General features: G+C 62.4%; 14 protein-coding genes and 1 pseudogene. 7 read left to right on the top strand and 8 right to left on the bottom strand.

Annotated features, from left to right (window positions below; all coding sequences use genetic code 11):
* Positions 1–35 precede the first annotated feature (35 nt).
* From gabP to proP, 4 genes are all read left to right on the top strand, one after another.
* Positions 36–1,427, top strand: coding sequence for a GABA permease (gene gabP, locus DM807_RS18420; protein ID WP_060493701.1), 1,392 nt, complete (start codon positions 36–38; stop codon positions 1,425–1,427).
* Positions 1,428–1,514: 87 nt separating this feature from the next.
* On the top strand, positions 1,515–2,408 hold the full coding sequence (locus DM807_RS18415; RefSeq protein ID WP_012272502.1) for a PA4780 family RIO1-like protein kinase: 894 nt from the start codon (positions 1,515–1,517) through the stop codon (positions 2,406–2,408).
* Positions 2,409–2,581: 173 nt separating this feature from the next.
* Positions 2,582–3,556 carry a porphobilinogen synthase gene (gene hemB, locus DM807_RS18410; RefSeq protein WP_012272501.1) on the top strand — a complete coding sequence of 325 codons (975 nt, stop codon included), beginning with the start codon at positions 2,582–2,584 and terminating at the stop codon, positions 3,554–3,556.
* A gap of 140 nt (positions 3,557–3,696) precedes the next feature.
* Complete coding sequence (proP, locus tag DM807_RS18405) at positions 3,697–5,199, top strand: glycine betaine/L-proline transporter ProP (protein ID WP_179027690.1); 1,503 nt, start codon at positions 3,697–3,699, stop codon at positions 5,197–5,199.
* Here the strand turns inward: proP and DM807_RS18400 are convergent, their stop codons facing one another.
* The 6 genes and pseudogenes from DM807_RS18400 to DM807_RS18375 form a co-directional block, all read right to left on the bottom strand.
* Positions 5,200–5,901: a YoaK family protein gene (locus tag DM807_RS18400; protein ID WP_012272499.1), complete on the bottom strand. Its 702-nt coding sequence runs from the start codon at positions 5,899–5,901 to the stop codon at positions 5,200–5,202.
* Between the two features lie 9 nt (positions 5,902–5,910).
* Entirely contained in the window at positions 5,911–6,540 is a 630-nt protein-coding gene (locus DM807_RS18395; protein WP_060493702.1) for a riboflavin synthase, read from the bottom strand.
* 133 nt (positions 6,541–6,673) lie between these two features.
* Entirely contained in the window at positions 6,674–8,830 is a 2,157-nt protein-coding gene (locus DM807_RS18390; RefSeq protein WP_179027689.1) for a hypothetical protein, read from the bottom strand.
* Between the two features lie 256 nt (positions 8,831–9,086).
* Positions 9,087–12,071, bottom strand: a complete 2,985-nt coding sequence (locus tag DM807_RS18385) for an autotransporter outer membrane beta-barrel domain-containing protein (RefSeq protein ID WP_179027688.1) — start codon at positions 12,069–12,071, stop codon at positions 9,087–9,089.
* Between the two features lie 89 nt (positions 12,072–12,160).
* Positions 12,161–14,227, bottom strand: a pseudogene (gene treS / locus DM807_RS18380) (maltose alpha-D-glucosyltransferase).
* An 87-nt stretch (positions 14,228–14,314) separates the two neighbouring features.
* Positions 14,315–15,232 carry a LysR family transcriptional regulator gene (locus tag DM807_RS18375; protein ID WP_012272494.1) on the bottom strand — a complete coding sequence of 306 codons (918 nt, stop codon included), beginning with the start codon at positions 15,230–15,232 and terminating at the stop codon, positions 14,315–14,317.
* A gap of 120 nt (positions 15,233–15,352) precedes the next feature.
* On the opposite strand from DM807_RS18375, the gene DM807_RS18370 reads away from it, so the two are divergent.
* The 3 genes from DM807_RS18370 to DM807_RS18360 all read left to right on the top strand — a co-directional run bounded on the left by DM807_RS18370 (position 15,353) and on the right by DM807_RS18360 (position 18,059).
* Positions 15,353–16,111, top strand: coding sequence for a 5-oxoprolinase subunit PxpA (locus DM807_RS18370; RefSeq protein WP_012272493.1), 759 nt, complete (start codon positions 15,353–15,355; stop codon positions 16,109–16,111).
* Between the two features lie 92 nt (positions 16,112–16,203).
* The gene (locus DM807_RS18365) at positions 16,204–17,091 is read left to right on the top strand and encodes a 5-oxoprolinase subunit B family protein (protein ID WP_179027687.1); all 888 of its coding nucleotides are present in this window, start codon (positions 16,204–16,206) and stop codon (positions 17,089–17,091) included.
* Positions 17,088–18,059 carry a 5-oxoprolinase subunit C family protein gene (locus DM807_RS18360; RefSeq protein ID WP_060493706.1) on the top strand — a complete coding sequence of 324 codons (972 nt, stop codon included), beginning with the start codon at positions 17,088–17,090 and terminating at the stop codon, positions 18,057–18,059. Before DM807_RS18365 ends, DM807_RS18360 begins: the two co-directional genes overlap by 4 nt.
* A gap of 136 nt (positions 18,060–18,195) precedes the next feature.
* On the opposite strand, the gene DM807_RS18355 is transcribed toward DM807_RS18360, so the two are convergent.
* A complete protein-coding gene (locus DM807_RS18355; protein ID WP_060493707.1) occupies positions 18,196–19,044 on the bottom strand; it encodes a TIGR03915 family putative DNA repair protein in 849 nt (282 codons plus the stop codon).
* Entirely contained in the window at positions 19,035–20,255 is a 1,221-nt protein-coding gene (locus DM807_RS18350) for a putative DNA modification/repair radical SAM protein (protein WP_012272483.1), read from the bottom strand. Before DM807_RS18350 ends, DM807_RS18355 begins: the two co-directional genes overlap by 10 nt.
* Between the last annotated feature and the right edge of the window lie 35 nt (positions 20,256–20,290).

The raw sequence follows: 20,290 nt of genomic DNA, 5'->3' as shown, positions 1-20,290 counted from the left end.
CAGCGTGGGCATGACAAAAACAACAAGGTAGCGCCATGCAAACCCACAAGAACAATTTGAGTCATGGATTGAAATCACGGCATGTGACCATGCTGTCCATTGCCGGCGTGATCGGCGCCGGCCTGTTTGTCGGTTCTGGCCGCGCCATCGCCGAAGCAGGCCCGGCCACCATCCTGGCCTATATCCTGGCAGGCGGGCTGGTGGTATTGGTAATGCGGATGCTGGCCGAAATGGCGGTTGCCTCGCCGGATACCGGCTCGTTCTCGACTTACGCCGACCTCGCCATCGGCAAATGGGCCGGCTACACCATCGGTTGGCTGTATTGGTGGTTCTGGGTGCTGATCATCCCGATCGAGGCCAATATCGCCGCTACCATCATCAACTCCTGGGTCCCGCAGATGGAGATCTGGGTCTTGTCGTTGGTGATCACCTTGCTGCTGACCGCCACCAACCTGTTCAGCGTGAAGAACTACGGCGAGTTCGAATTCTGGCTGGCACTGGTCAAGGTGGTGGCCATCGTCAGCTTCATTGCCCTTGGCGTTTGCGCTATTTTCGGCCTGTTGCCGGGGTCCGGCGTCAGCGGCGTTTCGCGCCTTTGGGATACCGGCGGCTTCATGCCCAACGGCTTTGGTGCGGTGCTGAGCGCGATGCTGATCACCATGTTCTCGTTCCTCGGGGCCGAGGTGGTGACCATTGCCGCCGCCGAATCCGACGAGGCGGGCAAGCATATTTCCAAGGCCACCAATTCGGTGATCTGGCGGATTACCCTGTTCTACATCCTGTCGATCTTCATCGTGATCGCACTGGTACCGTGGACCGACCCTCGCTTGGCTACCGAAGGTTCTTATGTCACGGTGCTGGATACACTTGGCGTGGCTAATGCCAAGGCCATCATCGATTTCGTGGTGCTGACGTCGGTGACCAGCTGCCTCAACTCGTCGCTGTACACCGCCTCACGCATGGTTTATTCCCTGAGCCGGCGCGGTGACGCCCCGGCCTGTGCCCAGGTAACCAGCCGCAGTGGTACGCCGGTGGTGGCGGTGCTGTTGTCCACGGGTGCTGCATTTCTGGCGGTGATCGCCAACTACCTGGTACCGGCCAAGGTGTTCGGCTTCCTCATGGCAAGTTCCGGCGCCATTGCCCTGCTGGTGTACCTGGTCATCGCCATTTCCCAGCTGCGTCTGCGCCAGCGCCTGACTGCACAGGGTAAGACGTTGGGCTACCGCATGTGGTTGTTCCCGTGGCTGACCTGGGGCGTGATCCTGTTCATCAGCGGCGTACTGGTACTGATGCTGTTCCGGCCGGATCACCGCCTGGAAGTGGTGTCGACCATGGTGCTGGCGGTGCTGGTGGTGTGTTCGGGGCTGCTGGTGACCCGGCGCCGGGCGCGCGCGGTGGTGGTGGGGGGCGTAGGGCAGGGCGCCTGATGCGTCCGGCCTGAAGACAGACGAGCAAGTCGCATCAGGCTGTGAGAGGATGTCCGCCAACAAAGCCAGGACCCTGAACGCAGCCTGATGAAGACACCTAAAAGAATCGAACCCCTGATCGAAGACGGCCTGGTCGACGAAGTACTACGGCCGTTGATGAGTGGCAAGGAAGCCGCTGTGTATGTGGTGCGCTGCGGCAGCCAGGTGCGCTGCGCCAAGGTTTACAAAGAAGCCAACAAGCGCAGTTTCCGCCAGGCCGCCGAGTACCAGGAAGGCCGCAAGGTGCGTAACAGCCGCCAGGCACGCGCGATGGCCAAGGGCAGCAAGTTCGGCCGTAAAGAAGCCGAAGATGCCTGGCAGAACGCTGAAGTGGCGGCGCTGTTCCGTTTGGCCGGCGCTGGTGTAAGGGTACCCAAGCCCTACGACTTCCAGGACGGCGTGCTGTTGATGGAACTGGTGACCGATGCCGATGGCGATGCGGCCCCGCGCCTGAACGATGTGCACCTTGAAGCCGAAGATGCCCGCGTATTCCATGCCTTTGTCATTCGTCAGATCGTGCTGATGCTGTGTGCCGGGCTGGTGCATGGCGACCTGTCCGAGTTCAACGTGCTGCTTGGCCCGGACGGGCCGGTGATCATCGACTTGCCGCAGGCAGTGGATGCGGCGGCCAACAACCATGCCTTCAGCATGCTGCAGCGCGACGTGGACAACATGGCCCATTATTTCGGGCGCTTTGCCCCGGAGCTGAAAAGCACCCGCTATGCGCAGGAAATGTGGGCGTTGTACGAGGCCGGCAAATTGCTCCCTGACAGCCCGCTGACTGGGGTGTTCGAGGATGACGAGCACGAGGCTGACGTGACCGGGGTAATGCGGGAGATCGACGCCGCCCGGATGGATGACGCCCGCCGTCGTGCGGCGCGCGCCGAGGCGGAGCATGGGCCGGCCAAGGCAGAGGAGCCGACGCCGCCCTGGCTGCAGTAACCGCTTGACTCACCGGCCTCTTCGCGGGCTCGCCCGCGAAGAGGCCGGCGCATGAGCGCACACGACCGAAGCAGCCCTTGCCATTGACGCAAGACATAATCTCGTCATTTGGCCTTTTCACTGGCGCGCGACAGGCATAAGGTATACGCCGTTCAAAATGCCCTGGAGCTGTCATGTCCAACCAATTCCCGTCCGTTCGTCCCCGCCGCCTGCGCCAGAACGAGTCCCTGCGCACGATCTTCCAGGAAACCGAGTTCCGCCTGGAAGACCTGATCCTGCCGATCTTCGTCGAGGAGGGTATCGATGATTTCGTGCCGATCACCAGCATGCCCGGTGTCAACCGCATCCCCGAGAAGCTGCTGGCCCAGGAAATCGAGCGCTATGCCCGTGCCGGTATCAAGTCGGTGATGACCTTTGGCGTCTCGCACCACCTGGACGCCACCGGTAGCGACACCTGGAACGAAAACGGCCTGGTCGCGCGCATGTCGCGCATCTGCAAGGACACCGTGCCGGAAATGGTGGTGATGTCCGACACCTGCTTCTGCGAATACACCAGCCACGGCCACTGCGGTGTGCTGCATGACCACGGTGTGGACAACGACGCCACCCTGGCCAACCTGGGCAAGCAGGCGGTCATCGCGGCGGCGGCGGGTGCCGACTTTATCGCCCCGTCGGCGGCGATGGACGGCCAGGTACAGGCTATCCGCAGCGCGCTGGATGGTGCCGGTTTCCACGACACTGCGATCATGGCCTACTCGACCAAGTTCGCCTCGTCGCTGTATGGCCCGTTCCGCGAGGCCGGCGGCACTGCGCTGAAAGGTGACCGCAAGAGCTACCAGATGAACCCGATGAACCGCCGCGAAGCGGTGCGCGAGTCGCTGCTCGACGAGCAGGAAGGTGCGGATGTGCTGATGGTCAAGCCGGCCGGTGCCTACCTTGACGTGATCGCCGACATTCGCGCAGCCTCGCGCCTGCCGCTGGCGGCGTACCAGGTGAGTGGCGAGTACGCGATGATCAAGTTTGGCGGCCTGGCCGGCGCCATCGATGAAGGCCGGGTGGTGCGTGAAAGCATCGGCGCGATCAAGCGTGCCGGTGCCGACTTGATCCTGACTTACTTCGCCATGGACCTGGCCCGCGAAGGTATCTGAAGCCCAGCCTTCAGCAAACAAATGCCGCTGCTATTGCAGCGGCTTTTTTATGCCAATGCACAAAAAATCAGTAAGCGCTGAATTATTTAGTGTCCCGTTGTATCTGATCCCTTAGAGCATTCATCGACAGGGATACGGGTATGAAACCTCGCAAGAAAAGCGTCCAGCCAATCGGCCTGAAGGACATCACCATCGTCGACGACGCCAAGATGAAGAAGGCGATCACCGCCGCTGCGCTGGGTAACGCCATGGATTGGTTCGACTTTGGCGTGTACGGCTTCGTCGCCTACGCCCTGGGCAAGGTGTTCTTCCCCAATGCCGACCCCAGCGTGCAGATGATCGCGGCCCTGGCCACCTTCTCGGTGCCGTTCCTGATCCGGCCATTGGGCGGGTTGTTCTTCGGCGCCTTGGGCGACAAGTTCGGGCGGCAGAAAATCCTCGCTGCGACCATCGTGATCATGTCGCTCAGCACCTTCGCCATCGGCCTTATACCGTCCTACGCCAGCATCGGCATCTGGGCGCCGATACTGTTGTTGCTGGCCAAGATGGCCCAGGGTTTTTCAGTGGGGGGCGAGTACACCGGTGCCTCGATCTTCGTTGCCGAATACGCCCCTGACCGCAAGCGCGGTTTTCTCGGTAGCTGGCTGGACTTCGGCTCGATTGCCGGGTTTGTGCTAGGTGCTGGAGTGGTGGTGCTGATATCCACCATTCTCGGTGAAGAGAAGTTCCTTGAATGGGGCTGGCGGCTGCCGTTCTTCCTGGCCCTGCCGCTGGGCATCATCGGCCTTTACCTGCGCCATGCGCTGGAAGAGACACCCGCGTTTCAGCAGCATGTCGACAAGCTGGAGCAGGGCGACCGTGAAGGCCTGGCTTCTGGGCCCAAGGTGTCGTTCAAGGAGGTGGCTACCCAGCACTGGCGCAGCCTGGTGACCTGCATTGGTGTGGTAATCGCCACCAACGTCACCTACTACATGCTGCTCACCTACATGCCCAGCTACCTGTCGCACAACCTGCACTACAGCGAAGACCATGGTGTGCTGATCATCATCGCGATCATGGTCGGCATGCTGTTCGTGCAGCCGATGATCGGCCTGCTCAGCGACAAGTTTGGCCGTCGGCCATTCATCATCGTTGGCAGTGTTGGCCTGTTCGCCCTGGCCATTCCGGCATTCATGTTGATCAACAGCGGCGTGCTGGGGGTGATTTTCGCCGGGCTGCTGATCATTGCTGTGCTGCTGAACTTTTTCATCGGCGTGATGGCCTCCACGTTGCCAGCGATGTTCCCTACGCACATCCGCTACAGCGCCCTGGCCGCTGCATTCAACATTTCGGTGCTGATAGCCGGGCTTACTCCGACCCTCGCTGCCTGGCTGGTGGAGAGTACCGGCGACCTCTACATGCCGGCCTACTACCTGATGGTAATCGCCGCCATTGGCCTGCTGACCGGCCTGACCATGAAGGAAACCGCCAACAAGCCGCTGCGCGGCGCGGCACCGGCGGCATCGGACATCGAGGAAGCGCGTGAGCTGCTGCAGGAGCACCACGACAACATCGAGCAGAAGATCGAGGACATCGATGCGCAAATCGCCGAACTGGAAGCCAAGCGCGAGACGCTGGCCCAGCAGCACCCGCGCATCGAATGATCAGCGCGGCATGTAGCCACGCTGCCAGGCGCGCGGGATGAACCGCGACACCAGGGCCAGCATGCAGGCCAGCGCGCAACTGCCGGCCAAGGCCTGCAGGCCCAGGTGTTGTTGCAACCAGGCGCCGAGCGCAGCCCCCAGCAGCATGCCGGCCCAAGGCACCAGCTGCACCCGCCAGCCGTTGCGCCGCTCACCCAGCAGCCAGCGCCCCAGGCCACGGCCGAAACGCGACAGGGCGCCGGTCACGTAGGTCAGGCCGATGGGCAGGCCATTCACCTGTTCGACCACAGCATTGATCATGCCCATGGCCAGCGTTGCGGCCAACAGCGCCGGAAAGGTGGCTGGCAATGGCCACGCTGCCGCGAACGCCAGCAGTGCGGCAACCACCAGCAGCACCGGCCAGGCCCGACGGCCCAAGCCACGCGCCATCAGCACGCCCAATGCATTGCCCGCGACAAAACCCAGCACTGCGCCACTCAGGCGCAGCACCAGGGCCAGATCTGCCTCACTGATGGCCACTGCCAGGCGTGTGGTGTTGCCACTCATGAACGACACGAAGTCGCCCAGTGCCAACAGGCCAATGGCATCGGTCATGCCGGCCAGCACCGACAGCGCGGCGACCAGGCCGAGGCCGACGCGGCCACGCAGTACTTGCAGGCGTAAACGCTTGGCCGTGCGCGCGGTGAGGGCGTTAGGCAGCATGTGCAGGCCTCAAGGCAGCTGTTTTTCGCGGGCCAGGGTGCCTTTGATGGTGCGCTCCACCACATCGACCAGCACCATGGTCTGGTGGTCGACCTCGATGTTTAGCAGCTCGCCGGCCTTGTAGCTGGCGAAGGTGGTCTGACGCAGGGTTTCCGGGATCAGGTTGATGGTGATGACGTTGTCCTCCACATCAGCGACGGTCAGGCTGCAGCCATTGACCCCGATGAAACCACGCGCAAACACGTACTTGCCCCATTCCGGCGGCATGCGGAACTTGATGAAGGCGCCGGTTTCCTTGATCGACAGCTCGACGATTTCGGCAGTGGTGGCGATGTGGCCAGCCATCAGGTGGCCGCCAACTTCGGCGTTCATCTTCGCTGAACGTTCGATGTTCACCCCTTGGCCGGCCTTGAAGTTACGCAGGTTGGTGCGTTCGAGGGTAGCGGTCATGGCGTCGAACCTGACCTGGCTGCCGTCGATTTCGGTGACCGACAGGCAAGTGCCTTCGACGCTGACGCTGGCGCCGATCTTCAGCGCTTCGAGCAGTTCTGGGGTGAGGTCGATGGTGAACTGGTTGTGGCCCGGGTAGGTGGTCACATCAAGCAGAGGGCGGACGGCCTGGACGATGCCGGTGTACATGGAGTTGCTCCTGGGCGCGGAAAAGAAAACACCCGAACGCTATGCCCGTAGCGCTGTAAATGCAAGGCTTTGCACGACCTTGCTTTTCTCCTGCCAATTCGTAAAAACACCCGCCTGGCTTCCCTCCGTGCAGTCATGCGTAAGAACCAGCCCCTCGGCGGGACAACGTTCCATCCGCAGGAATGCTGATAAGTAGTTCAGGCGCGGATGCAATTGGCAACCACACTTCGTTCAGGTTGAAATACAGCGTGACGTCTAGTTTTAAGATTGCGCTTTTTGAGGATGGGGTCGTGTGATTGAACCACTGCATGAATCCATCCGCCAATTGCTCGACCAGCGTGGCGAAAGAGTGGGCGTTGTCGGCGATAGTTTCAGAGTCACCGTTCGCAATACTCACATTGTCTACCAGCAGAATCGGAACCTCGCACCAAGCGTCCAATGCAGCAGCACTGGGGGCGGTAATCTGAGAGCGCAAACCCATGGCTATACTGAGGCAACATTCCCGGGGCCGTGCACGGCTTGCATTGGCGAACGGCGTCAAGGCAAGCTCGATAGCAGTGAACAAGTTGCCATCGCAGGCGAACTGGCGGCTTGGTAGGATGATATTTGGCACAACGGGAGCGCTGAAAGCAGATGCCGGCGACTGATAGACCAAGGCTGAGTTGGTCCGCGCCCCCGCAGAACCTTCAAGATTCGCGTTTCGCACAATCCACCAGGTCGAGCAAGCACTCTGGTATGTTCCGATATCGATATTCGCCCAGACGAATTCGAAGGAAGGCTCGTCCATCGCTGAAAGCGCTTGATCATCGTACTGTGCCACATACCAGCATGAGTCGTTATTGAGTGCCGCTACTTCACCTGCAAACGCTACGCCGCAGGGGTGTTGGCCATTGATGGTTGGCCAGCCCATCTTCGAAAGACCACACCCTGCCTCCACTTGTGAGCTTTGAGCGAACAGGCGCAGCGTCTTGCGCCCATTGGAGGCGCACGCGAAATCCAAAACATACAGAGCGCTTGCCTGATCAGCGGGAGGAGGAGCCGTTGACGCACTCGGCACAGTTGCGCATGTGGGCCAACGCCAGTTAGCCCATGTTTGGATGACGTGTTCAAACTGATTCAGCAATGCAGTAGTTACCCGTTGCTTTGCGGGACCATCGGTATGCCGTTCTGATGCCTCTTGTTGCAATGCCTGCATCTGTGGCCACAAGACCGGCCAGGCAACATTGAATGACGCAAGCGCGGCAAACATTTCCTGGTGATCACCCATGTCAGTTGAGTCGCAATCCTGTAGCGGCTCATCGATTGGCTTGTTGTAGGCCAGTCTTACCCACAGCTGGTCTTGAGCACCGTGTGCGGGCAACTCCACTTGCGCCTCATAATTCCACTGCAGCGCTGTGCAGGCAGAGGCCTGGACACGCGCCTCGTGGGACAGTTTTGCTCGTTGACTCAACAGCGACGGTTGATGAGGGAATTCCCGCCTAGGCATTGGTACTTCAAGCATGGACATCGTTGTGAACTGGGGACCAGCCTGGTGACCCAGTACACAACGATTTCCATGCGAGTGCGTATAGCCAAACTCCATGAGTGTACCTATGAAACGCGGGACGCTCGATTCAGCTCGCAATGGAACCGGCGTGCTGACAGCGGCTGGTATTTGTACAATCGAGGCATGCAGATACGCATTTGAGAACGACGTTTGCACATGCTGCTCAAACTGATCCCGTGCGGCGCTCAGGTCGCCGTCTGACTGCATGGCGAAAACCGGAGCGACACCTGTGGCAAGCACTTTGGCAAGGGTTTCCTTCAACGTTACAAGCCGCTGATAGACGGTATCGTCGAACGCGGTGGGTGCGCCGTTGGTCATCAAGGCGAGGAAATCGTCGAATGCGGACATGAAGGATTGCGCCCAGATGTCGAGGTCTAAGTCCCTGAATGTGAGCGTGTTGTAAGTCGGTTCCAATGTGCAGGTTTCATAATTTGGTACCACTGCCGTGCCGCTTATCAATCTATTGCTGATGGGCAACAGGGTGAAATAGCTTGCCGTTCTGCTCCGTGTAACAAAGTCCACATGGTAGGGCTCACCCCAGCGCATGCCCCATAGTGACACCTGCGGCGTGAGCAGCTTGGCGAACAAGCCCGCATAGCGGTCGAGTGCCTCGCGCATTTGCTGGCAGACACAATTATCGTTGTTCGCAGTACGGCAACCGCTCATGCACGAAGCGGGTTGCTCGCATGGTAATTGTTGCCAAGTCACGCCTGGTACGCTGTACATTGCAGTCAGTGTGTACATGTGCCTGTATTCAGCTCCATCGAATTACTGGTTTATCGAGCGCTTGTTGCCAGGGGAAAATCTTCGCGTACCGATTTTCTCTCACTGGGGCGCTCAGCAATGCCGACTTTTGAGGGGGTAGATGGCCTGGCGACTGCCATCACATTAGGTCACGGACACTGTGCAGACAAACCAAAACCAGAAATTCTCAAGCGCAATGTTGACTGTACGAATAGTGGGCAAGGCCACTGCCGTACGCAGTGACCGTACTCTGAAATCAGAATTTCAACTGCCACTGCCCAACCACCGCATGGTTACGGCTGTTGCTGCCCAGTTCACCGCTATACCCGATGCCTACGCTTTGCCGCGCACTCAGCCCCAGGTCCAGCCCGGCCTCGACCAGCAAGCTGTCGCGGTCGATCGCACTGCCTTCGACACTGAACGCATCACCCCCTGCGATAAACGCCTGCCGCGTGCGGGTATCGATGCTGCCGTAAGTGTGCCGCCAGCCCAGGGTCGCCCGTGGCGTCAGGCTCATGCCGTTGTCCAACTGCCCCAGGTGCGCCAGGCGCACACCGAAGGTGCTGCTGACGTTGTCCTGGGTATCGGCGTCCACGGCCAGCGCCGCATCGCCGCCTTGTTCCCGGTAATTGTCGCGGTGGTAGCGCTGGTAGCCGAGGTTGGCGAACGGCTCGGCGCTCAGGCGACCGCTGCCCATGGCGTAACCCAGCTCGATGAAGGCCTGCTGACTGTCGGCGTCGTAGTCACCCTTGAGGCGCTCTTTGAAACCGGCAAACGCCACGTCGCGCTTGCTGTCGCCGTCGTGGCTGCTGTACGCCGCACCCAGGCGCACGGCCAGTGGGCCGCTCTGATGCTGGGCGTAGACGCCAGCGTGCCAGCTGCGCACCGTGCCATCCAGGCCAGTGGCGTCCAGGCGGGTGTGCGAGTAGCCACCCAGCAGGCCCACGCGCCAGTCACCAGCCAACGCCCAGTCGACGCCCAGCACACCACCGCCGGTACGCTGCTCCAGTGTGCTGGCGCCATGGCTGCCATCGACCTTGCCGTAGCTGCCCAGCGCCTGTGTCCAGACGCGCCCCTGGGCAGTCGGGTCGTTGAGGTTGCGCGCTTCACGCGGCACGCCGGTGGCGGCCAGCGCCGGGCCGTCGCTGTCGTTCAGGCCAACCAGCAGGCCGCCAGCGCTGCCCATTGCCTGCATCGCGCCGAGCATGCTGCTGCCGACCTGCGACGCGCCAGCCAGGGTGGCGGCCGCGAGGTTGGCGGTATTGCTGCCGGACAGCTGCTCGATGGCATTGCCGGCACCGGCTGCGGTGGTACCGAGCACGGCGTTGTACAGGTTGCTGTTCTGCCCGAGGCTGGCCAGGCTGCGCGCGGCGACAGCCGCGTTGGCGGACGGTGCATAGTGCTCGAAGGCTACGTCGTTGCGGGTGTAGTCCAGACCTACCGAGGTGTTGTTGTAGCGCAGGGTAGGGGTGAGGAAGGCATAGTCGCTGCTGACTTGGGTGAAGGTGCCGTTCACGGCACCGGCGGTCAGCACGGTGTAGTGGCTCTGCCACGGGTATTCGCCGGCGCTTGGCTGCACATGCAACGTGGCGCCATCGAGGTTGGCAGTACCGCTGACATGGATCGGTGCACTGCTGCCGTCAGCGTTGACGCCATACACCAGGCTTGAACCCTGGCCAAAGCTCAGATCGCCCGCAACGGCGGCGACGCCCAGGCCGGTGTTGGTGAGCAGGGTGCCGTTCACTTGCAGCCCGCCGACCGACCCGCCACCGGCATACGTGGCGCCTTTTTCAATCAACATCGAGCCGAGGATGCTGCCCTGATTGATCAGCGTGGCGCCCGAGTTCACCACGCCACCTTGGCTGAAGTCTTCGAGGCTGGTCAGGGTCCAACTGCCGCCGCTGACCTTCAAGGTTTCGAAGTTGGCGCTGTTGCCGAAGTTGCCAGTGCCGTTCAGGGTCAGGCTGTCGATGCCAACACCGCCATCGACCAGGCCGTTGAACGTGCCACCAGTCAGCACGGTGAGGCTGTCGTTGCCGGCACCCATGCTCAGCGCAAGGCCGTTGCCACCGCTGATAGTCCCGCTGTTGATCACGCTGTCGTCGTACTCGCCGATCAGCTTGATGCCAAAGCCGCCTTCGCCCTCGATGCGTCCGGCGTTGCTGATAGTGGTCGCGGCCACACCGGCACCTTCGGCGCCGTCATCGACCAGGATGCCGTTGTCGACACTGCGAATGACCCCACTGGTGGTATTGACGATGCTGCCACCGCCCATGGCAATGCCTTCGCTGCCATTTGGCCGGCCACCACTGTCGACGCCCTTGGCGCCCAAACCCTGGATGGTGCCGGCGTTGTATACATGGCCGATGTTGTCGATATCGACGCCATCGCCGTCGCCATTGATCTTGCCGTCGGCGATGGCACCGGTGATGGTGCCCCAGTTGTACACCGTGCCGCTGCCGTCGGAGCCGAAACCCGAACCGTTGCGCCCGGTAACGCTGGCGCCCTCGTAGTTGTACAGCGTGGCATCGGTCTTCAGGTCGACGCCGTGGCGGTCGGCGCTGATGGTGCCGTGGTTGTACACGGTGACCCCGGTAGAAGTGCCGATCTTGATGCCGTCCCACTTCTGGTCAAGGCCGTTCTTGTCCTGTGGCGCGGTGTCGGTGTAGATCAGCCCGTAGTTGGTGATCGTGGCGTTGGAGCCGGTCTTGATCGCGTCGTTGCCTACGGCGTGGATCACGCCTGTGGCCTGGTTCTCCAGGGTGGTGGTGAACGCTGGATTGTTCAGCGTTTCGAGGTCGATGGCCTGGCCGTCGACGGTGGACGCGATGGTGCCCGCGTTGATGATGCTCAGGCTACCGCCGGCGGCAGGGTTGGTCTGCAAGCGCAAGCCGTCGTTGCTGCCTTGGATCAGCCCCCCGGCGTGGTTGGTGATGACGAAGTGGCTGAGGTCTTCGCCGTCGCCCTTGCTGTCAATGCCACGGCCATCGGTTGAGCGGATGATGCCGGCGTTATCGACGCTCACCGTTGCACCACTGGTGTGCTTGGGCAAAATCACGCCGTCGTCGTCACTGGCCACGATGCTGCCACTGGCCGTCACTATCAAGGTGTCGGACTTTTTCAGCTCCAGGGTGTCGGTGCTGGCGCGGTCGATCAGGTAATCCTTGGCAAAGGCGCTGGGGGCGAAGGCAGCACAGGCCAGGGCGATGCACAGGGCCAGGCGGTTGGGCGTGAAATGCATTGGGCGACCATGGGTGAGTGTTCAGGGGCGCCCAATATGGCCATTCGATATTACGATTTGATTGATCGGGTGGGTGTTTTCATCGCCAATTACACATGTCCGCTACTGTTGACGATGCGCAGGCACAGCGCCTCGTACGGGTCCAGGTTCACCATCAACCGCCCATCTTCGCTCAAGTCGCCTTCGACCGTTTCGTTGATCATGTCCACCACCGGCCCAGGCGTGAACCCGTCCAACAGCAGCTCCTCGGCAATCGTTTCATGGCCAAAGTTCAACGCACTGATCTGGATGCCGCGCCCGGCTGGCAGCTCATGCACCATCACCAGCAGCCCCGGGCTGATGACCTCGGGTACCAGCACCTGACGGCTGGTGGCAATGCCATAGGCCTGGCGTACCGCTAGCAGTTTCTTCACTTTGCAGGCAAACGAATCAACCGCTTCCAGCTGGCTGTCGAGGCTGCCGTACAGTGCCCGTGCACGCGGCATGCCACGCACTGACGCCTCGGCTTGCGGGTCAAGCCCGGCAAGGTCATAGCCGCCCCGGTGAATCCAGCGGGTATCGCCATCGAGCATGCGCTCGGCCACGGCTTCGGCGGGCAAGGGCAGGGCGCCGACCAAGTCCCAGCCAGACAATGCGACCACCCCGGGCTGCATGGCGTTGTACATGACCAGCAGCAGGTGCACCTTCTGGATCAGTTCGATGTCAGCCGTGCCAATCTGCTCGAGGTCGCGAATGCCCAGTGCGGCAGCGATCAGGCTGGCGGTGGTGCAGGCGATGCCATTGGTGACGAAACGCAGGTTGTAGGGCGCATGTTCGCCCGACAGCCGTTCGTAGATCTCTTCGCGGATGTGTTCGCGCAGGATGCTGCCAGGCAGGGTCTGGCCTTTGTACAGGTACATGTCGTGGGCATGCAGGGTCCAGAAGTGCACCAGTTCCACCGTCAGCTCGTCGTGGTTCTGCAGGGCATGGATCAGCGAGGCCGGGTCGATGCCGAAGGCATGCATTTCTTTGAGCATCAGGCGCAGGAACGCGGTGTCGCCGGTCAACAGCGCATGCTGATAGGCCGGCCGGGTAATGAAATCGTAGGACAGGTCGGCACCGCCCTTGGACATCTGCGCAATGTCATCAAGGGTCAGGTTGAGCTCCTGGAAGCTGAAACCACCGGCCTTGCGGATCATGCCGCCGATCAACTGATTGCCGACGATCGACAGCGGATGGCTTTCCGACCAGGCGGTGCCGCTGGCGCGCGTTTCCACGCCGAGAAAGCCGTTGGCGTCCAGGCGCAAGCCGCGCGCACCCAGGCAATCCAGGGCGTGCAGCGCGTCGCCAATGATCATCTGCTGGGCGGCGAAGGTCGGGTCCAGCCAGTTCAGCGACGGTTGGCCTTCCTTGAAGTAGTGCAGGTACACCCAGCGCCGGGTCTTGCCGTCGACGCCTGTGACCGGTGGCGTGGCGCTCCAGTCGGTTTCCTTGACGCCCGGCTCGAAGAAAATGACCCGTTGCAACTGGCCGACGATGTAGTGGCGGGCCTTGAGCTCGTCGCACTGAGCTGGCAGCAGGTTGACCGCGTCGCGGCCGACGGGCACCTCGGGCAGCAGCGGCCAGTCTTCTTCGCGCACCTCGACCATGTGGTACAGCCCAGGGTAGGGGCCGTGGGCAAGCTCGGCGAGGCGGAAGTCGGCCCCCTTGCCGGTGTGCGAGGGGATCAGGTCGTCAATGGTCACGGCATTGTGCGCGGCGGCCATGCGGCTCATCTGGATCAACTCCTGCTCGCTGCCGTACAGCGGGTCGATGTCGAAACTGATGCGGTCGAAATTGCCATCCACGCTGGGGGTGAGTTCGCGGCCGCGGATACCCCCGGAGCGCTTGATCGGGCCGGTGTGCAGGCCCTGTACGCCGATTTCCGACAGGCGCTTCCACAGCGCTTCGTGGGCCAGGGCACCCAGCACCGAGCAACCCTCGGGGGCGATGATGGCGTCAGGGTAGACGGTCAGCCACACCGAGGCGATTTCGGTGGCGCGCCGGGGCTGGGCTTCGGCATAGGGTTGTTGCCACAGGCGTGACTGGCCTGAATACAGGCTGGCGCGCGCCTAAGAGGCCTTGAGCATGGCGCGGTCTTCGAGCCATTTGACGTATGACGGGTCGGGCTGGGTCATTGCGCGTCCTCTTTGCGTGTCGGCACCGGCTCAGCTTAGGACGGTTATGGCGGCTGATCGTTCGGCTTGCGATCGGTTTTGCCTTCATCAGCGCCGAGCCGACAATTGTTGCGGCGCCAGAAACGCATCGTGGAAGTAGTTGCGCACGGCCTGCATCGCCGGGCTGAACGCGCGCTCCCGGTGCCAGGCCAGGCCCACGCTCATTGGTGTGACCGGGTCACTGATGGTGACCGTCTCGATACGCTTGCCCTCAAGCGACCAAGGCCGGTGCACCAGGTCCGACAGGATCGCCACGCCGCTGCCGTTGGCGACCATGCTGCGCACGGCCTCCACCGAGCTGGTGCGTACCCGTACACTGGGCCGTTGCCCGGCCTGTTCCCAGTAGCGCATGGCACTTTGCTCGGCCTCATCGACAGTCAGCAGAATGAACGGCTCACAGGCCACATCGGCCAGGCTCACTGCCGAGCGTTCGCACAACGGGTGATGCCCTGGCAGCCACAGCCGGCGTTCGGAGTTGAACAGGGTTTCCGAGACGATGTCGGGGTGGGTGAGGTTGGCGGTGAGTACCACCGCCATGTCGAAACGCCCCTCCAGCAGGCCTTGCTCGATAGCGCTGCGCTCCTGCTCGTACAGCTCCAGGGTTACGTCCGGGTGCCAGTGTTCCAGGCGTTGCAGGTGGTGCGGCAGGAAGTAGCCGATCACTGTGTAACTGGCCGCCAGGCGCAACAGGCCGCTGGCGCGCACGTCCGGTAGCGGGCTGTTCAGCGCGTCGTCGACACTGCGCAGGATGACGTAGGCGCGGTTCAGAAAGTGCCGGCCGGCCTCGGTCAGGCTCATGCCTTGGGCCGAGCGCTGGAACAACAGCACGCCGAGCATCGCTTCAAGCTCCTTGATGGCCGTGGTCACAGCCGACTGGGAGATGTTCAAGTGAATCGCCGCTTGGGAAATCTGGCCGATTTCGGCGGTGGCGACGAAGTAGCGGACCTGGCGCAGGGTCAGTGACACGGTAGGCTCCCGGTGTATCTGTTTTTCAGAAGACACCCTATCTGTTTATAGATCTTCCCAAGGGGGTACAGAGAATCTAACGTGGCATGCATGCAGTCACAAGTGCCAGGAGATGCCGTCATGCAAGCAGTGGATTTCAATTCGGACATGGGTGAGGGCTTTGGCCCCTGGACGATCGGTGATGGCGTCGATAACGAGCTGATGGGCTACATCAGTAGCGCCAACATCGCCACCGGCTTCCATGCCGGTGACCCTGGCACGATGCGCCGCACAGTCGAGCGCGCCAAGGCCCTGGGTGTTGCGGTGGGGGCGCACCCAGGCTTTCGTGACCTGGTCGGTTTCGGTCGCCGGCACATCAATGCTCCGGCGCAGGAGTTGGTCGACGACATGCTCTATCAACTGGGCGCGCTGCGTGAAATTGCCCGCGCCCAAGGCGTGCGCCTGCAGCACATCAAGCCGCACGGGGCGCTGTACATGCACTTGGCGCGTGACCAGGAGGCAGCGCGCTTGCTGGTGGAAAACCTGCGAGTGATCGAGCCCGAGCTGATGCTGTACTGCATGCCGGGTTCGGTGATCTGCCGTATTGCCCAGGAACTGGGACAGCCGGTGGTTCGCGAGTTTTACGCAGACCGCGAGTACGACCTGAGCGGGTCGATCGTGTTCACCCGCAATGTGCGGGGGTATGAGCCCAAGGCTGTCGCCGAGCGCGTCTTGCGCGCTTGCCAACAAGGCGTGGTACGCACCGTCGAAGGCCAGGACCTGGCCATCGAATTCGATTCCATCTGCCTGCACAGTGACACCCCAGGTGCGCTCGACCTGGTCGAGGCCACGCGCAAGGCGCTGGATACGGCCGGCATCGTGGTGCGTGCGCCACGCTGAAACCGTTGGGCATCCGGCAAACAGACAAGCCGCAGCCCGTGCATTTTGTTTTTGCCTGCCTTTCTATAAAGATTCCAAGAAAAGGAACAGTCATGGCCGAACCGCTTGCTACAACCCCGATCCGCTACAGCTTCGGCGCCGACGAGCACCTGTTTGCCGAAGTCAGCGAAAGCATGTCACTGGAGGCCTTTTTCAAGGGTATGGCCGTCACCCGCGCGGTGGAGCGGCTGGCCCTGGATGGCGTGCTGGATGTGTGCCTGGCCAACGCGTCGTTCCAGATTCGCTTCGACCCGGACCGCATCGCCCCCGAGGCGTTGCTTGAGGCCGTGCGCGGCGCCGAAGCGCAGGCGGTGGCGGAGCGCTCGTTGCAGACGCGGATCATCGAGATCCCGGTGTTGTACAACGACCCCTGGACCCATGAAACGCTGATGCGATTTCGCGACCGCCACCAGGACCCGGCCAGCACCGACCTGGAGTACGCCGCACGCATCAACGGCCTGGTCGATGTCGAGGCCTTCATCGTCGCGCACAGCGGCGCGCCGTGGTTCGTGTCGATGGTCGGTTTCGTCGCCGGCCTGCCGTTCATGTTCCAGATGGTCGAGCGCGAGCGGCAGTTGCAGGTGCCCAAGTATTTGCGCCCGCGTACCGACACGCCGAAGCTCACCTTGGGCCATGGCGGCTGCTTTGGCTGTATCTACTCGGTGCGCGGGGCAGGCGGCTACCAGATGTTCGGTGTTACCCCAGCACCGATCTACGACCCGCAGCAAACCTTGAACTACCTGAAGGACCACATGGTGTTCTTCCGCCCGGGCGACATCGTGCAGTTCAAGCCCATTGACCGCCGGGCCTACGACCAGGCGGTGGCGGATGTGGAGGAAGGCCGCTTCGACCTGCGCATTCGCCCGGTGGCGTTTTCTCTGGATGCCTTCCTCGCCGACCCGGTCGGTTACCCCAAATCGTTGCAGGAGGTGCTGGTATGATCAAGGTGCTCAAACCCGGCCTCGCGACTTCCGTGCAGGACCTGGGCCGCGAAGGTTACTACCACCTGGGCATCCCACCGTCCGGCGCACTTGACCAATACGCCTTGAGCGCGGCCAACCACCTGGTGGGCAACCCGGCCGGCGCTGCGGGCCTGGAATGTGCGTTGGTGGGGCCGGAGCTGGAGTTTCAGCAGGACGCACTGGTGGCCGTTTGCGGTGCGCAGATGCCCGCGTTGCTCGATGGCCGCGAGCAGCGGCCGGATACGGCGTTTGCCGTGCGCGCCGGGCAAGTGTTGCGTTTCGGTTTTCCTACCGCAGGTGCTCGGGCCTACCTGGCAGTGGCAGGCGGCATCGACGTGCCCGAAGTACTGGGTAGCCGTTCCACCTACGCGCTGGGGGCCTTGGGCGGCTTTCATGGGCGCAAGTTGATGGCGGGCGACCTGCTACCGGTCGGCGTGCCCAGCGGCAAGACCCGTGCCGGTGCAAGCCTGCCGATGGCCTTGCGTCAGGCCTTGGGTGGCGAGGTGGTGTTGCGGGTGGTGCCTGGGCTGTACTTCCACCGCCTGACCGCACCTGCGGCACAAAGCTTTTTCACCGAAGCCTGGACAGTCGGCTCCGAGGCGGACCGTATTGGCTATCGCTACAAAGGCGGCAGTGCCTTGAGCTTCCAGCCACGGGAGCAGCCGTTCGGTGCTGGGTCGGACCCGTCGAACATCGTCGACAGCTGCTACCCAATCGGCTCGATCCAGGTGCCAGCGGGGTTGGAACCGATCATCCTGCACCGCGATGCTGTGTCCGGTGGCGGTTACGCCATGATCGGCACCGTGATCAGTGCCGACCTTGATTTGATCGGGCAGATGCAGCCTAACCAGCAGGCGCGGTTCCTGGCGGTTAGCCTGGAGCAGGCGCTGGAGGCGCGGCGGTCGTACAAGAAGAAGCTTGGTTGCCTGGATAGGCTCTTCGCCTGACGTCGAGGCAAAGCCGCGGTGCTTTTTTGTGGCAGCGGCCTTGCGTCGCGGTAGGGCTGCGCCGCACCCCTAAAAGATCAGCCTCGCTGCTGGAATCAGCGCCCGCTTTGCGGACCATCGCGGCACAAGGCCGCTCCTACACCGACCGCGTGTGCATGCTGATTTGCTTGCCGGATTGAGCGGCCACTTCAAGGGCCTGGCCGTCCCGCTGCTTGCCCTGGCGCGCCAAGCCTTCCAGCTGCGGTATCAGCATGCCTTCCGGCAAATGCCGCCAGAACCGCCCGGGCATGTGCAGGCGCAAGGCGTCCGGGTTGAGGCGGGCCGGGTTGAAGGTATGGCGGTAGTACGTGCGCCAAAGCTCGGCGCCAGGGTCGTCGGCGTTGCGCGCCCACTGGCGCCAGGCTTCGGGGCACTGGCGCTGGTAATCGAACACTTGACCGTCAAAGCGAATGCCATCCTGTGGTGTAGCGATAAGCCAGCGCAAACGCCCCAGGCGGTCGGCGAAATGCGGGCTGGCACTTTGCAGAATGTCATGCGCCGGCTCGTGATAGGCCACCAGGTCCAGCTGCAAATGCGCGACCAGTTCATCAGGCAACGGCACGAAGCGCACGAACGCATGCAGGTGATGTGCTTCGCGGCTCACCTGCTTGATGCGCCGTTGCAGCTCACTGCCCAACCTGTCACCCGCCAGCATGGCTGTGCGGTCGCCATGGGCGACGCGCCAAAGCACTTCGTACAGCAGGTTCCAACGTTGCTCTCCACGGTAGCGGGAGGCCTGTTCCAGTTGGCTCAGCAAGGCTGCCGGGACTTTGGCGCGAAAAGGGCCGGGGCCTTCCGGGGGGGCAGTCGGTATGGCCAGCAGGTCCGCCATCGGGCCTTGCGACCAGGTGACTTCGGACGGGTCGATGCCATGCCCCAACAACACCCGAGCCTGATCGCGCCAAGTGGCGAACAGGTCGTCGCAGTCGAGCGCGATCACCCCCATAACCCCATCTGTACCGGTGCTTGCGGCTCACGCAAACGCGCCCGCAGCAGGCCGCTGCGCAGTTCGGCCTGGGCCGGGCGATAGTCGCTAGTGACGATGAACGGCCGAGCCTTGTCCAGCACGCAACGCAGCTGGATCAGGTCGTCATAGCGGATACGCCGTTCCCGGCGCAGGGCGACCAGGCGTTGCACACTGCGCAGGCCGATGCCGGGGATGCGTGCCAGTAACGCTGGCTCGGCGCGGTTCACATCCAGCGGGAAGACCTCGCGGTTGGCCAGCGCCCAGGCCAGCTTGGGGTCGATGTCCAGGGCCAGGTTACCGCTCTGGCCCAGCAGCTCGCCAGCCTTGTAGCCATAGCCACGCAGCAGGAAGTCGGCCTGATACAGGCGGTGTTCGCGCAGCAGCGGAGGTGCGGCGAGGGGCACGCTGCCTGGGCTGTCGGGGATCGGGCTGAAGGCGGAGTAGTACACGCGCTTGAGGCCGTAGCCCTGGTAAAGCGACTCGGCATTGCGCAGCAAGGTGCTGTCGTCGGTGCTGTCGGCGCCGACGATGACCTGGGTGCTTTGCCCGGCCGGGGTAAAGCGTGGCGCCTTGGGCTCGTTGGCCACGGCTTGCTGGCCTTGGTGAATCACGCCCATGGCCTGGCGAATGGTGTGCGCCTGTTTTTCCGGCGCCAGGCGTTTGAGGCTGGCGTCGGTCGGCAGCTCGATGTTGACGCTGAGGCGGTCGGCCAGTCGCCCGGCCTGTTCGATCAGCAGCGGGTCGGCGTCGGGAATTGTCTTGAGATGAATGTAGCCGCGGAAGTTGTGTTCTTCGCGCAACAGCCGGGCCACGCGGATCAGCTGCTCCATGGTGTAGTCCGCCGAGCGGATGATGCCAGAGCTGAGGAACAAGCCGCTGATGCAGTTGCGCCGGTAGAAGTCCAGGGTCAGGCGTACCACTTCCTCGGGGCTGAAGCGCGCGCGTGGCACGTTGCTGGAGCGGCGGTTGACACAGTACTGGCAGTCGTACAGGCAGAAGTTGGTGAGCAACACCTTGAGCAGCGATACGCAGCGGCCGTCGGGGGTGTAGCTGTGACAGATGCCCATGCCATTGGTGGCCCCCAGGCTGTCGGCACCGCGCGAGTTACGCTTGGGCGCACCGCTGCTGGCGCAGGAAGCGTCGTACTTGGCGGCGTCGGCGAGGATGCCGAGTTTGGCAATGAGTTGCATGGTACTGTCTCGCAATACTGAATATTCATACAGTA

It is taken from the genome of Pseudomonas hunanensis (genome assembly GCF_013393325.1).
Classification (GTDB): Bacteria; Pseudomonadota; Gammaproteobacteria; order Pseudomonadales; family Pseudomonadaceae; genus Aquipseudomonas; species Aquipseudomonas putida_P.
The sequence above is the reverse complement of the archived record's forward strand: the minus strand, read 5'-3'. Positions and strand labels throughout refer to the sequence as shown.